This is a genomic window from Ancylobacter crimeensis (assembly GCF_023016805.1).
GTDB classification, from domain to species: Bacteria; Pseudomonadota; Alphaproteobacteria; order Rhizobiales; family Xanthobacteraceae; genus Ancylobacter; species Ancylobacter crimeensis.
Window position 1 is genome coordinate 157,797 of sequence record NZ_JALKCH010000001.1, and the last position, 14,847, is coordinate 172,643.

The window sequence follows — 14,847 nt, forward strand, 5'->3', positions numbered from 1 at the left end:
GCGGGGGAGCCGTATCCGCCCTGCGATCCGTTCGCGAACCTGCCGTGGCTCGGTTGTCTCACCCGGTGGCCGTTCGCGGCCCGGACATTCCCGGGCCCTGTCTTCTGTGCAACGCTTGTGGCGTCAATGCGACGCGAGGCGTTGTGCGCCCTCGATTCATGGCCTCAGTTCGAGCCGAGCCCGGTGGAGAAGCCGGCTTCGCCGAGGGTGCGCAGGGTGATGGTCATCAGCACCTTGTTGTCGCGCTCGCGATTGGTGCCCTCGGTGTAGCTGGAAATGTAGGTCAGGGCCACGCCGATACAGTCGTTCATATATTTCACCCCGAGCGTCGCGGCATCGACCTGATCGAGCGCCAGATCGTAGCGCAGGCTGGTCGAGAGGCTCCACCGGTCGTTGATCTTGTAGTCCGCGGCGCCGACCACGCCTTCGCGCAGCTGGTAGTAGCCGAGCAGCGGCTGGGGATCGTACTGGCCGTAGAGCGCGCTCAGATGGAGCTTGTCGATGGTGGTGTCGCCCTGCACCTCGAAGCGCTTCAGATCCATCGTGTCATGGTCGAAGCGGTAGCGCGTGGTGAAGGAGAAGTTACTGACCGGGGCCACCACGAGGCGCGCCACATAGTCGGACACGTCGTCCTGCAGCCCCGAATCGGCGCCGGTATTGGCCATGTCGTAATAGGCGTAGGAGTTCTTGCCGGCGAGCTGGTAGGACTGGCCGAACAGCGCATCGACACGTCCGCCGCTGTTCATGTTGGCGGTGTACTGAACGCCGACATTGGCGCGGGTGCCGCCCTCGACCCGGTCATAGCCGGAATATTTGCTGAGCGAGAACAGGTTGGTGTCGTCGAAGACGAGGCTCTGGGCGTCCTCGTTCGGGAAGCGGCCGATCTCGGTCTCGTCCGGCCGCACCACCACCTGCGCGATCGGCTGGATGGTCTGGGTGCCCCAGCTCTCCACCGAGATGAAGGGATAACGGTATTCGAGGCCGACCGCCGGCATGGCGCGGATCAGGTCGCTGTCACCGGCGGCGAGCCAGGGGGCGTTGTCGGCATCCGAATCGATGGAGGCGACGTCGACCCGCACATTGGCGAAGGGGGTCCACATCTGGCCGAGTGGATCGGTCATGGTGCGGCGCCAGTCGGCCTGGCCGGACAGGCGGCTATAGGTGCCGGCCATGCCACGCAGCAGGCAGTCCGCCGAGGGCGTGGTCGCCAGCGTCAGATTGCACTCGTTCGAGGCGCCGCGGCTGTTGTCGACGATCTCGTAGGCCGCGGAAGTCGCGCGGGCGTCGATGTCGGACCGGCTGATATTGGTGAAATTGAAATTATAGCTGAACTGCCCGCCGAACACCGACTGCGACAGCACCTTGCTGTAGTCGATGACCGGGGCGGCGATCGCCTGCTGGTCCTGCACGTCATAGACGGTGAGGCCGTAGAACTGCTGGACGCGGGCGTCGAAATAGGAGCGGTCGCCCTGGCCGACCAGGAAGATCTGGGAGGTGGCGACGCGCGAACCGACATTCTCCAGCGAATAATCGCTGAGGAACGTCCGGTCCGACAGGAGGTAGCCGTCCCAGCCCCAGTACCACTGCTCGTTCAGGTTGAACTTGCCGTGGGTTTCCACCAGTCCGCGGGTGTCTCGATTGCCGGGATCGGAGCCGAAGGCGCTCGGATCGAGCTGGTCGATGCCGGCAGCGCGGATCGAATAGGTGCCGGTTTCCAGCCGGTGGCGGAATTCGGCGTCCATCAGCACACCCTGCTTCGAGGTGAGCAGGGGCGAGAACGTCACGTCCATATTGGGCGCGATGTTCCAGAAATAGGGCACGGTCATCCCGACGCCGAGCTTGCTGGAGCTCAGGAACTTCGGGATCAGGAAGCCGGACTTGCGCTTGACCGACGGATCGGGCGCCTCGAAATAGGGGAACCAGGCGATCGGAATGCCGAGGAATTCGAAGCTGGCATTCTCGAAATAGATCGTCTGCTCCTTCTCCTTGTGGATGATCCGGGCGGCCTTGATCTGCCACAGCGGCGGCTTGGTGACGTCGGTCTTGCAGGGCGTGCAGGGCGTGTAGGAGCCCTGCGTGAAGCTGGTGGTGTCGCCGCCCGAGCGCTGGGCCTGGGTCGCCACGAAATGCATGTTGTCGGGCGTGTCGACCCGCAGCGAGTTCACGAAGCCGTCGGCGAAATCCTGGCTCAGATCCAGATTGTCGGCGGTGATGACCTTGCCGTCCTTGTCGGTGAGGCGGACATCGCCTTCCGCGCGCAGCCGCTTGGTGCCGCGCTCATAGACGATCTTCTTCGCCTCCACGACGGCGCCGTCATAATAGATCTGGACGTTGCCGAGGGCCTGCACCTGGTCGTTGCGGTAGTCGTAGACGAGCTGGTCCGCCGACAGCATCATCTTCGCATTGGGATCGACCTGCCGCTTTTGCAGCAATTCGGTTGTGGCACCGCTGCCCTTCTGGGCAAGGGCCGGCACGGCCGGGAGCACAGCACCCAGCGTCGCCAGTCCGACGATCGAGAACAGCCAACAGACAAGGCTGGCGCGCCCGGCGATACGCTGCCGGGAGAGGTGCCTTGGTTGGCCGGCCGAGACGCTGCCGACCTTCATCCGTCCTCCCGGTGGAGCAAAATGAGAATGCCCATCAATGCCCCAACGACTGCTGGAAACCACGCTGCAACCACGGGGTGAACGACCCCGGCCTCGCCGAGATCCTCGGCAAGCTTGGTCGATACATAAAGCAGAAAGCCGGCGGCCACGCCACCGAGAATCGCCTCGCCGATGCCGCCGAAGCGGAACACCCGAAGACTGACCGACGCGGCGATCAGAACCATGGCGAGAAGGAGGAGAGGGCGGGCGAGAAGGCTTTGATATTGCAGGCGATATCGCTCGGCACCGAAGCCGACGCGCTCGGCCGTCTCGATCGCCGCGGGCAGATCCCAGAAGGAGACGGTGTCGCTCTGCAGCGTTTCCTGGACCTGCTCGGGCGTAAGATTCGTGGCGACCAGATAGGTGTCGTAATGGCCCATGCCGACACCGATGGTCAGCACGCGGACATCGCGCAGCTCCCACGCGCCGGCCACCAACTGGGCCGTGCGCGCCTCGGCGCGTTCCGTGAGCTTTCCGTTCTTGCCGAACACGAAGACCGTGACTCCCGAGAGCTGCCGCCCGCCATCCTGCTTGGCGGCCGCCTGTATGATCGACTGCCCGTCGGCGCTTTGCTGGCGGATCCAGAACCCGGCGCTCGACGTGGCGAACATGCCGGTGTCGCGGTTAAAAATCTCTGCCTCGATCGCGCTGGAGCGCTCCCGGAATTCGGCGGAGATCGGATTGTAGATCGTTGTGGACAACACCCCGAGCACCAGCGCGATCAGGCAGGCCGGGGCAATGAACTGCCATGCCGAGATGCCGGAGGCGCGCGCCACCACCAGTTCGAGTCGCCGCGAAAGGGTGAGGAAGGTGCCGATTCCCGCGAACAGCACCGCGAAGGGCAGCAACTGCTCCGTGTAGAAGGGGATGTGGTAGAGCACCAGCGTGAATAGGGTCGAGGTGTCCACGTCGCGGTCCCCGACGCGCCGGCTCAGCTCGAGAAAATCCACGAGCATGATGAGGAAGGCGCAGCCGACATAGATTCCGACGACCGAATTGAGGAACAGCCGGCCGAAATAAAGTCCGAGGGTGCGCCCGATCACGGCCGGTCTCCAGATGCCACGAAGCCTTCCATCGGATCAGTTCACCGTCTCGCGCACGACACGCTGGGCCAGCCGGTCGAAGAACCGGCTCATCGCTGCAGGCATCTTTATCTTGTAGCCGGCCAGAATGGCGATGCTGCCGAGCACCACCACCGCCGGAATCGCATAGACCAGCGGAATCAGCTCCGGGCTGTGGCGCACCTGGTTGATGAGGCCGAAGCTGGTGACCTGCAGCACGACGACATAGGGCAGCGTCGCCGCGAGCGCGAGGCCGCGGCTCTCGCGCGTGGTCCGCGGCTCGGCCAGCGCCGCCACCGCGATGGAGAAGAACGCCAGCACATAGAGCGGCAGCGACAGGCGGCGGTGGATCTCCTCGGTGAAGCGGCCGGGATCCTTCTGGTAGCCGGGATCGTTCGGATCCGGGTGGAGCAGCTCGGCGAAGCTGCGCTCGGGCGCGCGCAGATTGGGGTCCTGGTTCAGCGTGAAGGGCGAGAGGTCGAAGGCGTAGCGCTGGAACTCGACGACGTTGGTGTCGTCCTTGCCCGGCGTGCGGCGATGGATCTGGCCGTCCTCCAGGATGAGGAAGGTGCCTTCCTTGGTGTCGACGATCTGCCCGCGGTCCGCGAGATAGGTCGAGACCTCGTTCGGGTTGCGCGCGTCGTTGATGAAGATGCCGCCCAGCACGCCGCTGGCGTTGCGCTCGCGGACATTGAACACCATGCCGTCCGCGATGGTGGTGAAGCGCCCCGGCTGGGCGATGAAGGCGACGAGGTCGCCGCGCACCCGGGCGATCTCGTAGCGGAACTGCCGCATCGACGCCGGCACCAGCTCCAGCGAGAGCGCCGCGGTCGCCGCCGCCACGAGGAGGCACAGCACGATGAGCGGGCGCAGGAAGCGCCAGGTCGAGATGCCCGAGGCGCTGGCGACCACGATTTCCGAATCGCCGTTCATGCGGAACAGCGTGTGCGCCACCGCCATGAACAGCGCGGCGGGCGCCAGCGCGAGGATGAGCGCCGGCATCGCGAGGCTCGTGATGTAGACGAAGGCGATGATCGTCTGGCCCTGCGAGGTCATGATGTCGAGCTGGCGCAGGGCCTGGGTGATCCAGATCATCGCGGTGAGCACGATCAGGGTGCCGGCGAAGGCGATGCCTGCGGAGCGGAAGACGTAGCGGTCGAGGCGCGTGATCATATGGCTTTCCGTCGCTGCCTTCCGTGCTGTGCGGCGCACCATCCCCACCGCTTCGATAGGCGGAAGCTTTCCAATGTGCAATCGCGCCTCGTGCGCCCTCTCTCGCCCGTGGGCCATCATTCGGCTAAACATGCCCAAATCAAGCCGACGGCCAAACAGGATGCGTGCCTCATGTCCGACCATGTAAAGATCAGCTTCGCCCGGATGCCGGCCCAGCCGGCCGGGTTCACCATCGTGCTGGCGGCGGACGACGTCGCGATGGGCGCGGCCACCCAGTCCCTGCTGGCGCCGGCCGGCAATCTGGTCGCTCGTGCCGCAGCGAGCGAGCGTTTCGAAGGCAAGGCCGGCACCATGCTCGATCTGGTGGCGCCGGCGGGGCTGGAGGCCGAACGCGTGCTCGTGGTCGGCGTCGGCAAGGAGGCGGCGCTCTCCGCGCTGGACTGGCTGAAGCTCGGCGGCGCGGTGATGGGCCGCATCCCCGCGGCGAGCAAGGAAGCGAACGTGGTGCTCGACCTGCCGGGCGTCGAGGTGACCCCGGCCGCCGCTGCCGAATTCGCGCTCGGCCTGCGCCTGCGGGCCTATGCCTTCAACCGCTACAAGACCCGGCAGAAGCCGGACGATCAGGCCTCGCGCGCGAAGATCACGCTCCATGTCGCCGACGAAGCCGCCGCCAAGCGCGCGTGGAAGAAGCGCGAGGGCCTCGCCGAGGGCGTGGTGATGGCGCGCGACCTGGTGAACGAGCCGGCCAACGTGCTCACGCCCACCGAATTCGCCAAGCGCGCGGGCGAACTGAGCAAGGTGGGCGTCGCGGTCGAGGTGCTGGGCGAGAAGGAGCTGAAGAAGCTCGGCATGCGCGCCCTGCTCGGCGTCGGCCAGGGCTCCGAGCAGGAAAGCCGCGTAGTGGTGATGCGCTGGGACGGCGCGGAGGAGAGCGCGGCCCCGGTCGCCTTCATCGGCAAGGGCGTGGTGTTCGACACCGGCGGCATCTCCATCAAGCAGGCCGGCGGCATGGAGGACATGAAGGGCGACATGGGGGGAGCGGCCTGCGTGGTCGGCCTCATGCACGCGCTCGCCAGCCGCAAGGCGAAGGTGAACGCGGTCGGCGTGATCGGCCTCGTCGAGAACATGCCCGACGGCAACGCCCAGCGTCCGGGCGACATCGTGACCTCGATGTCGGGCCAGACCATCGAGATCATCAACACCGATGCCGAGGGCCGGCTCGTGCTCGGCGACGTGCTCTGGTACGTCAAGGAGCGCTTCAAGCCGCATTTCATGATCGACCTCGCCACCCTCACCGGCGCGATCATGGTGGCGCTCGGCCAGGAGCATGCGGGCCTGTTCTCCAATGACGACACGCTGGCCCACCGGCTGGCGGATGCCGGCCTCGCCACCGGCGAGAAGGTGTGGCGCATGCCGCTCGGGCCCGAATACGACAAGCTGGTCGATTCGCGCTTCGCCGACATGAAGAACACCGGCGGGCGCTTCGGCGGCTCCATCACCGCCGCGCAGTTCCTGAAGCGCTTCGTCGGCGACGTGCCGTGGGTGCATCTCGACATCGCCGGCACCGCGATCTCCTCGCCCGCGACCGACTTCAACCGGAGCTGGGCCTCGGGCTGGGGGGTGCGGCTGCTCGACCACCTCGTCGCCGAGCATTACGAGCCCTGAGGCACGCGGTCGGGGCCCCGCGCGGCAGCGGGCGTCTCTTCTTTATGAGAGGGCTGCCCCCGGCCGGCGGGCAGCCCTTTTTTCTGCCCGTGCCGATGTCCCTCTATAAAGGTGAAGGCGCGGGGCGAGGGATTACGCATGGCCGAGGTCTATTTCTACCATCTGCAGCGCCAGCCGCTGGAGAAGGTGCTGCCCCAGCTTCTGGAGAAGGCACTGGAGCGCGGATGGCGCTGCGTGGTGCAGGCGGCGCCGGAGCGGATCGATGCGCTGGACCAGCTTCTCTGGACCTATGACGACGCGTCCTTCCTGCCCCACGGCACCGCGCGCGACCCCGATCCGGCCGCCCAGCCGATTCTGCTGACCGACGGAGCGGCGAATCCCAACGGCGCCCAGGTGCGATTCCTGCTGGACGATTCCCCCCTGGAAGGTGCCGGGGACTATGAGCGGGTCGTGCTCATCTTCGACGGCGCCGACCCGGACCATGTGGACAAGGCCCGGGAGAACTGGCGGGCGGCCCAGCGCGCCGGGCACGCCGTTTCCTACTGGCAGCAGGGCGAAGACGGACGCTGGGGGCGCAGATAAACGTTCCGGAGTCGGGATGGCGCGCGCGCCACAGGCCGCCGTCAAAGCCTTGCGGAGCCTTGGTCCGGCTGCCTTTTTCCCATCTCTTTTAAGCCTTTGTTCACACATGGACGCGGCGTCGGCGGGGCGGCGCCGGAGTCTCTGAAGGGCGGGTCCCGAAATTGTGACCGACGGGCAACACCCGGTAGCCGAATGGTTCCAGAGCCTGCTTCCCCGGCACTTTGGCTTTGCGCCGCCGGATCGATTCAAACAATATCCTCCTCGGATGCCGCGGTCGTCATGCGGTGGGTCCTGACAACTGAAAACCCAACATTGGTCCAATTTGGGGGAGAATGAAGTGAAGACGGTCATTAAGAATGTGCTGCTCGGCTCGGTTGCCGGGCTTGCGATGGTCGGGACTGCCGCGGCGGCCGATCTGCCTGTGAAGGCGAAGGCCGCTGAGTATGTGAAGATCTGCTCGACCTATGGCGCGGGCTTCTACTACATCCCCGGCACTGACACCTGCCTGAAGGTCGGTGGCTACATCGTCGCCGATACCTATATCTCCGGCGGCAAGACGAAGTACCGCACGGACGGCTTCGGCTCGTTCACCGACAAGACCGATGCGAACTCCTACTTCGCGACCCGCGCCGCGGTTCAGCTGGATGCCCGCACCCAGACCGAGTACGGCACCCTGCGTTCGTACATCGAGGCGCGCTTCAACTACCGCGCCAACGACTATGAAGGCGGCGCCAGCAAGCTCGACCTGAAGTACGCCTACATCCAGTTCGCGGGCTTCACCTTCGGTAAGGCCACCTCGGCCTTCGACTTCTGGGCCGGCGACTTCTGGTACGGCATCGATCCGGGCAACTACTACTCGGATACGACCCCGAACCTGATCTCCTACACGGCTGACTTCGGCAACGGCTTCTCGGCGACCGTGTCGCTCGAAGACAGCTACTCGCGTTCGACCGCTGAAACCGCCTTCGGTGAGCCCACCGAGAGCCAGACCGTTCCGGATATCGTCGCGAACCTCGCCTATGAAGGCACCTGGGGCGCGTTCAAGGTGTCCGGCGCCTATCACAGCATCCCGGACTATGACTCGTACCCGGTTTCGACCGACTCGAGCGGCTGGGCGGCTCTGGCCGGCGTTCGCTTCGACTTCGCTGAGACCACCACCCTGTACATCGAAGGCGCTTATGCCGACGGTGCTTCGGGCTACCTCGGCCTCGTCGACTACATCCCGGACGTTGATGCCAACGGCAACACCGTTTCCGGCTGGTACGCCGGTGGTGCTCTCCAGCACTACTGGACCCCGACCGTCTTCACCAGCATCGTCGGCAGCTACACCGAGACCGATCGTTACGCTGGCGTGGATGCCGAGACCGTGAAGTTCTCCGGCTACAATGTCGGCGCGAACATCGGCTGGCAGCCGGTTAAGGGTCTCACCCTCGTGGCCCAGTACGACCACCTGAACGCGACCTACAAGTACACCGAGAGCCCGATCACCAAGATCGAGTCCGACCAGGACCGCTTCACCTTCTCGGCGAAGCGCGCTTTCTGATCGATCCTCGGATCGTTGTCTAAGGGAAGCCCCGGCCTTGCGCCGGGGCTTTTCTTTTGTGCGTGTAGTGTGACGTCGCGTTCCGCTTCCCGTTTCCCGCCGGTGCCAGGTGATCCGCGCCGATGAGGCGGAGGGGGCGGCAGCTTGGTCCGTCCGCGCCTGTTCGGCCTCCACCGCCGTTGCCGATCCGTGGCCGATGCCGTTGTGCCGTGCCGGCTTCGCCTATCGGTTGCGCAGGAACGTCGCTCGTGCCGGGGCCTCGCATGCCGGGACTTCGTCGGGGCGTTCTGCGCACAGGCGCCCGCCGTCACGCATCGTCCGAAAAGGCTTCCGCCGCGCCGGATCGCTTCGGAAGCGGGAGCGATGCTCGGGATCGCGAATGGCTGATGCCGTCGGATGGGGCCATGCCGGCATCCCGACATCCGTGCTGTCAGCGGACCCGACCGCCCTGGATGCGTTTCGCTCGGGCGGATCAGGCGGCAGGAGGAGATCGGAGGCCGGCGCCCTCCGGCGTCGGGTCGCCGAAACCGTGTGCGGTGCTACAGGACGATAGCAGCAGCCCGCGGCAAGGCATTGGAATATATTGCAAAGAGGGGAGGATGCGGTCGCCGTTTCCGGCCACCGGAGGTGCCCGGACAGGTCGACGCCGCGGCATCTTCGCCTCGTCTCGCACCCGTCCTTACCGCCCGATCGACCGCGGCGTGGGCGTGCTGGGCATGAAAAAGCGCCCGCAACCGGAGGGTCGCGGGCGCTGTCCGGCGTGGCCGGGACGGCAGAAGCTTAGCGGGTGGCTTCGTGCGCGGTGCGGCGCATGCGGGTGATGGTCCAGCCGATCAGCACGACAAGGAGCGCGCCGGCCGCGGCGAGCGGATATTCGAGACGGTGGCTCAGTTCCTCGCCGAACCATTCGTGGATCTTCACGTCCGAAATGAACATCTCGCCGGCCACCCAGCCGAGCAGCGCTGCGCCGGCCCACACCAGGAAGGGGAAACGCGAGAGCAGCGACATGATGAGCGCCGCGCCGGCGACGATCATCGGGATCGAGATGACGAGACCGATGATGATGAGTGTCCAGTTCCCCTCCGCCACCGCGGCGATGGCGACCACATTGTCGAGGCTCATCACCAGATCGGCGATGGCGATGGTGCCGACGGCGCGCCACAGGCTGTCATGCGCCTTCACGCCGCCTTCGCCGTCCTCGGCCTCCGGCAGCACGAGGTCGACAGCGATGTAGAGCAGCGCCACCGCGCCGACGATCTTGAGCCAGGGCAGCCCGAGCAGGGTGGCGACCACCGCGGTGAACACCACGCGCATGCCGACCGCCACGCCGGCGCCGAGGATCATGCCCCAGCGGCGCACATTGTCCGGCAGCGACCGGCAGGCCATGGCGATGACGACGGCGTTGTCGCCGGAAAGCAGGACGTTGATCCAGATGATCTTGAGAAGAGCGAGCCAGAACAGGGGCTGCGTGGCATCCATGTCGTAAATTCCCTCACCGCCCGTCCCGCGCGGGACGAGGCAAGTTGCGCATCATGCGGCGATGGCGCGCCTTTAACAGGTGAGGCAAGAGGAGGTGGCTCCGGCGGGCCCACTCCCGGGCGCTCCTTGGCGCGCCATGACGGCATCCCCGCTGCGGGCCACTTCTCCGTGGCCGGACCCCCGCAGCGCCCATGAGCGGGAACATACATAATAATCCATGCGGTGGCCATGCCTTTACGGCAGTATTTCCGCTGCGACATGCTGTGCCCCGCAGCATGTCGTTGCCGCATTGCGGCGTAACGGGCCGCTGATCCAAGTGAGCGCACTGCGTTGCCAAGCACATGGCGAGATATCGCAACCGGCATTGGCGACACTGGATAGCCGGTACACAAAAAACGCCTCGCTCCCATATGGGAGCGAGGCGCGAACGGTAGGTCAGTGCCGGCGAAACAGCCAGCAGCTCAGCCGACGATCTCGTTGCCCGCGAAGAACTGGGCGATCTCGATCGCGGCGTTGTCGAGGCTGTCCGAGCCATGCGCGGAATTCTCGCCGACCGAAAGAGCGAACTCCTTGCGGATGGTGCCGGCATCGGCATTGGCCGGGTTGGTGGCGCCCATCACTTCACGATACTTCGCGACGGCGTTCTCGCCTTCGAGGACCTGCACCACGATCGGGCCGGAGATCATGAAGTCCACGAGCTCGCCGAAGAAGGGGCGCTCCTTGTGCACCGCATAGAAGGTCTCGGCCTGCCCGCGGGTGAGGAGCATGCGCTTCTGCGCGACGATGCGCAGACCCGCCTTCTCGATGAGGGCGTTGACGGCGCCGGTCAGGTTACGCTTGGTGGCGTCCGGCTTGAGGATCGAAAAGGTGCGCTCGAGCGCCATGACGTTCGTCCTTGATACGACGGGGATGGATGGGTGAACGGTGTCGCGGCGGCTTATAGCGAGCGGCCCGGTTCACGGCAAGGTCACGACAAGATGATGTGCTGCGGGCCTCGGACCCCGTGCCCGGGTCACTGCCCGCCGACATCTCGCGCCCCATATCCAGGGCAGGGCTTGCGGAGGAACGCGGGTGCGCCGCCTTCCAGAGGCGCCTGCCGGGTGCGGGGAGGGCGGTTGCGTTCCCGTGCGGGCCTTCAACGGGAGCCGCGCCTGTGCGTGCATGGATCATGTCCAGTCGGCTTGGCTTCATACGGTGTGCCGCTCTGGCGTGTGCAGCCCTTCTTCTGCTGGCGGGTCTTGGCGCCGCGGCGTCTTCCGGCGCCGGCATTGCCCGTGCCGCGGTGGCACAGGCGGCGCAGTCCGCCGCCGGAGGCTATCGAAATTGCTTCGTGCAGCAGGAGATGGACTTCGCGTCCGTCCCCCCGCGACGGGTTCCCCGTCGGGTGTGTATCCTTGCCGACTGATGCATCGAGAGCACAGTCAAGCGCAACCGATCACAAAAAGCTGAAGACCTCTTGGAACCTTTCCGCGACACCACACGTTAACGGGGCGGAAACGGACAGGGTGAAAATTCGGTGAACGCACTCGTTCTCGAACATTCCATCAGCGGAACCCGCAAAGAGCGCCGGGTTCAGCCCGGATCCCGCGTGCAGAGTTGAGTTTGGTCATGACGAACTGAAAACCGGCGGCAGCCCGTCGGGAGATTGCCTGAAGGGGAACAGCCATGTTGAAGACGGTTTTCATCAGCGCCATTGCCTCCATCGCCTGCGCGTTCGCGCTTTTCGCCGGGGCGGCATCCGCCACGGGCTATCTCAACCGCGGCACCGAGGTCGTCGATGTTGCAGCGCCTTTGGCGCAGGACATCGCCGGCGACTGCGTGGTGCAGACCCGGTGGGTTCAGAGCGGCGGCAAGATGATCCAGGTGGAACGTCCCGTCTGCTACTGACCCGCTTTACATAGTTTCAGGAATAGGCTCGCGGCATCCCCACTCCCCCAAGCCCCACGCGAGCCTTTTAAGCCCCGGCTCCTCCCCCCAAGGAGCCGGGGCATTTCTTTTCACGGGCCGTCCTAATCATGAATGTCGGCCAACAGGCCGTTCATGCCGCGTTCGAACCGCCGATGCGAAAAGGGCGACGCAAGACGCCCTGTCGGTTCGCCGACCCCCGGCGCGGCGTCGGCCCCGATCGGTCAAGTCCGGTCGGGGCCTTCTGCGTTCCAGGTCGGCGAATCAGGTTCCGACAATCAGGCTTCCGACCGGCAGTCCCGAACCAGATCGGCCAGCGCCGCGATGTCGGCGCTGCGCGGGGCAGCCCGGCGCCAGACGAGGCCCACCTCGCGCCGCGGCTCCGGCTCGGCAAAGCGCAGCACGCGCACCCGCGGATCGACCGCGCCTTCCGCGTCGAGAAACAGCTCCGGCAGCAGGGTGACGCCTTGTCCGTTGGCGACGAGCTGCACGATGGTGGTGAGGCTGGTGGCGCCATAGGAGCGCAGCTGCCGCGGATCGAGATGAGCGCACACCTTCAGCGCCTGGTCGCGAAGGCAATGGCCATCTTCCAGCAGCAGCAGATCGTCGCGCTCGAGCTGCTCCGGCCGGGCCGGACCATCCGCCAACGGCGCATCGGCCGGCACGGCGAGCAGGAAGGCATCGGAGAACAGCCGCACGCTGGCGCAATCGGCATGGTCGGCCGGCAGGCTCATGATGACGGCGTCGAGCTCGCCATCGGTCAGCTCATTCATCAGCACGTCGGTCTGGCTTTCGCGCAGCACCAGCTCCAGCGCGCCGTAGCGCCTGCGGGCGAGGGGCAGCAGGCGCGGCAGCAGGAAGGGGGCTATGGACGGGATGATGCCGAGCCGGAACCGCCCGTCGAGGACTCGCCCATGCGCTGCCGCCGACGAGTGCAGGTCCGCCACCGCCAGCAGGATGGCGCGGCCGCGCTCCACGACATCGCGTCCGGCCGTCGTCAGCCGCACGCCGTCGCGCCCGCGTTCAATCAGCGGCACGCCGAGATCAGCCTCAAGCTCGCGCAGCTGCATGGAAAGCGCCGGTTGCGTCACGGCGCAGGCTTCCGCGGCGCGGCCGAAATGCCGGGTACGCGCGAGGGCGTCGAGATAGCGGAGTTGGCGAAGGGTGAGCATGAGATAAGTTTAACTTATCGTGGATGAGAGGCAATCTGATTTGATCTTATCAAAATTGCACTCCACACTCCGCCCCGCCCTGTCGCTCCGGGAAAGCGGCAGGCGCATGAGGGAGACTCCGCTATGACCCGTCCGACGCTGACGACCACAGCCGGCGCACCGATCGCCGACAACCAGAATTCCGTTACCGCAGGTCCGCGCGGCCCCGTCCTGATCCAGGATTACCAGCTCGTCGAGAAGCTGGCGCACCAGAACCGCGAGCGTATCCCCGAGCGCGTGGTCCACGCCAAGGGCTGGGGCGCCTTCGGCACCCTTACCGTGACCCAGGACATCAGCCGCTTCACCAAGGCGAAGGTCTTCGGCGAGATCGGGAAGAAGACCGAACTGCTGCTGCGCTGTTCCACCGTCGCCGGCGAGCTCGGCGCGGCGGATGCCGAGCGTGACGTGCGCGGCTTCGCGCTGAAGTTCTACACCGAGGAGGGCAACTGGGACCTCGTCGGCAACAACACGCCGGTCTTCTTCGTGCGCGACCCGCTGAAGTTCCCCGACTTCATCCACACCCAGAAGCGCCATCCCAAGAGCAACCTGCGCTCGCCGACCGCGATGTGGGATTTCTGGTCGCTCTCCCCGGAGAGCCTGCACCAGGTCACCATCCTGTTCTCGGATCGCGGCATTCCGACCGATATCCGTCACATGAACGGCTACGGCTCGCACACCTATTCGTTCCTGAACGCCGCCAATGAACGGTTCTGGGTGAAGTTCCACTTCAAGACCCAGCAGGGCCACCGGCACTGGACCAATGCGGAAGCCGCCGAGGTCGTCGGCCGCAGCCGCGAATCCACGCAGGAAGACCTGTTCTCCTCCATCGAGAGCGGCGATTTCCCGAAATGGACCGTCTATGTGCAGGTCATGCCGGAGACGGATGCGGACAAGACCTCCTACAACCCGTTCGACCTCACCAAGGTGTGGCCGCATGGCGAATATCCGCTGATCGAGGTCGGCGTGATGGAGCTGAACCGCAACCCCGAGAACTATTTCGCCGAGGTCGAGCAGGCGGCGTTCTCGCCTTCCAACATCGTTCCCGGCATCGGCTTCTCGCCGGACAAGATGCTGCAGGCGCGCATCTTCTCCTATGCCGACGCCCACCGCTATCGCCTCGGCACGCATTACGAGGCGCTGCCGGTCAACGCCCCGAAATGCCCGGTCCATCACTACCACAAGGACGGCGCCATGCGGTTCTTCGAGCCGAAGACCGGCAATGTCGACGCCTATTACGAGCCCAACTCGTTCGACGGCGCGGCTGAGAATCCGGCGGTCGCCGAGCCGCCGCTGAAGATCTCGGGCGATGCGGCGCGCTACGACCACCGCATCGGCAATGACGACTACACCCAGCCGGGCAACCTGTTCCGGCTGATGAACGACGAGCAGCGCGAGCGGCTGATGGACAACCTCGTCGCCTCCATGGGCGGCGTGCCGGAGTTCATCCTCAAGCGGCAGATCGCCCATTTCAGCAAGGCCGATCCGCGCTACGGCGAAGGCGTCGCCCGCCGCCTCGGCCTCTCGGTCGAGGCCCAGGCGGCCGAGTGATGGTTTGAGAACAGACGCGGCCCGCACGGGCCGCG

The 14,847-nt window shown here is 65.8% G+C and carries 11 protein-coding genes; 5 read left to right on the forward strand and 6 right to left on the reverse strand.

All coding sequences use genetic code 11. From position 1 onward, the window contains the following. Positions 1–164 precede the first annotated feature (164 nt). From MWN34_RS00715 to lptF, 3 genes are read right to left on the reverse strand one after another with little or no spacing between them, the layout of a single operon-like run. Positions 165–2,606 carry an LPS-assembly protein LptD gene (locus tag MWN34_RS00715; protein ID WP_247025713.1) on the reverse strand — a complete coding sequence of 814 codons (2,442 nt, stop codon included), beginning with the start codon at positions 2,604–2,606 and terminating at the stop codon, positions 165–167. Beyond that, positions 2,603–3,688 (reverse strand): LPS export ABC transporter permease LptG, encoded by a 1,086-nt coding sequence (gene lptG / locus MWN34_RS00720; RefSeq protein WP_247025714.1) that lies wholly within the window; start codon positions 3,686–3,688, stop codon positions 2,603–2,605. The genes MWN34_RS00715 and lptG overlap by 4 nt, the downstream gene beginning before the upstream one ends. A gap of 36 nt (positions 3,689–3,724) precedes the next feature. After that, the gene (gene lptF, locus MWN34_RS00725) at positions 3,725–4,879 is read right to left on the reverse strand and encodes an LPS export ABC transporter permease LptF (RefSeq protein WP_247025715.1); all 1,155 of its coding nucleotides are present in this window, start codon (positions 4,877–4,879) and stop codon (positions 3,725–3,727) included. Between the two features lie 171 nt (positions 4,880–5,050). Between lptF and MWN34_RS00730 the strand changes: the two genes are divergently transcribed. From MWN34_RS00730 to MWN34_RS00740, 3 genes are all read left to right on the forward strand, one after another. Further along, on the forward strand, positions 5,051–6,544 hold the full coding sequence (locus MWN34_RS00730) for a leucyl aminopeptidase (protein WP_247025716.1): 1,494 nt from the start codon (positions 5,051–5,053) through the stop codon (positions 6,542–6,544). 138 nt (positions 6,545–6,682) lie between these two features. Further along, positions 6,683–7,126: a DNA polymerase III subunit chi gene (locus MWN34_RS00735; RefSeq protein WP_247025717.1), complete on the forward strand. Its 444-nt coding sequence runs from the start codon at positions 6,683–6,685 to the stop codon at positions 7,124–7,126. Between the two features lie 337 nt (positions 7,127–7,463). Next, positions 7,464–8,669 (forward strand): porin, encoded by a 1,206-nt coding sequence (locus MWN34_RS00740; RefSeq protein ID WP_247025718.1) that lies wholly within the window; start codon positions 7,464–7,466, stop codon positions 8,667–8,669. Positions 8,670–9,449: 780 nt separating this feature from the next. On the opposite strand, the gene MWN34_RS00745 is transcribed toward MWN34_RS00740, so the two are convergent. Both MWN34_RS00745 and ndk read right to left on the reverse strand, forming a co-directional pair. Next, complete coding sequence (locus tag MWN34_RS00745; RefSeq protein WP_247025719.1) at positions 9,450–10,148, reverse strand: TerC family protein; 699 nt, start codon at positions 10,146–10,148, stop codon at positions 9,450–9,452. Positions 10,149–10,609: 461 nt separating this feature from the next. Continuing rightward, complete coding sequence (ndk, locus tag MWN34_RS00750) at positions 10,610–11,032, reverse strand: nucleoside-diphosphate kinase (protein ID WP_247025720.1); 423 nt, start codon at positions 11,030–11,032, stop codon at positions 10,610–10,612. A gap of 781 nt (positions 11,033–11,813) precedes the next feature. Between ndk and MWN34_RS00755 the strand changes: the two genes are divergently transcribed. Continuing rightward, positions 11,814–12,035, forward strand: coding sequence for a hypothetical protein (locus MWN34_RS00755; RefSeq protein WP_247025721.1), 222 nt, complete (start codon positions 11,814–11,816; stop codon positions 12,033–12,035). 296 nt (positions 12,036–12,331) lie between these two features. Here MWN34_RS00755 and MWN34_RS00760 read toward each other — a convergent pair whose 3' ends face one another. Continuing rightward, positions 12,332–13,225: a hydrogen peroxide-inducible genes activator gene (locus tag MWN34_RS00760; RefSeq protein ID WP_247025722.1), complete on the reverse strand. Its 894-nt coding sequence runs from the start codon at positions 13,223–13,225 to the stop codon at positions 12,332–12,334. Positions 13,226–13,348: 123 nt separating this feature from the next. Between MWN34_RS00760 and MWN34_RS00765 the strand changes: the two genes are divergently transcribed. Continuing rightward, positions 13,349–14,812, forward strand: a complete 1,464-nt coding sequence (locus tag MWN34_RS00765; protein WP_247025723.1) for a catalase — start codon at positions 13,349–13,351, stop codon at positions 14,810–14,812. The last annotated feature ends 35 nt before the right edge of the window (positions 14,813–14,847 follow it).

Coding starts and splice junctions, on each gene's coding strand:
- MWN34_RS00745 (WP_247025719.1), bottom strand. CDS start 10,148: ATGGATGCCACGCAGCCCCTGTTCTGGCTCGCTCTTCTCAAGATCATC.
- MWN34_RS00760 (WP_247025722.1), bottom strand. CDS start 13,225: ATGCTCACCCTTCGCCAACTCCGCTATCTCGACGCCCTCGCGCGTACC.
- MWN34_RS00765 (WP_247025723.1), top strand. CDS start 13,349: ATGACCCGTCCGACGCTGACGACCACAGCCGGCGCACCGATCGCCGAC.
- MWN34_RS00715 (WP_247025713.1), bottom strand. CDS start 2,606: ATGAAGGTCGGCAGCGTCTCGGCCGGCCAACCAAGGCACCTCTCCCGG.
- lptF (WP_247025715.1), bottom strand. CDS start 4,879: ATGATCACGCGCCTCGACCGCTACGTCTTCCGCTCCGCAGGCATCGCC.
- MWN34_RS00755 (WP_247025721.1), top strand. CDS start 11,814: ATGTTGAAGACGGTTTTCATCAGCGCCATTGCCTCCATCGCCTGCGCG.
- ndk (WP_247025720.1), bottom strand. CDS start 11,032: ATGGCGCTCGAGCGCACCTTTTCGATCCTCAAGCCGGACGCCACCAAG.
- MWN34_RS00730 (WP_247025716.1), top strand. CDS start 5,051: ATGTCCGACCATGTAAAGATCAGCTTCGCCCGGATGCCGGCCCAGCCG.
- MWN34_RS00735 (WP_247025717.1), top strand. CDS start 6,683: ATGGCCGAGGTCTATTTCTACCATCTGCAGCGCCAGCCGCTGGAGAAG.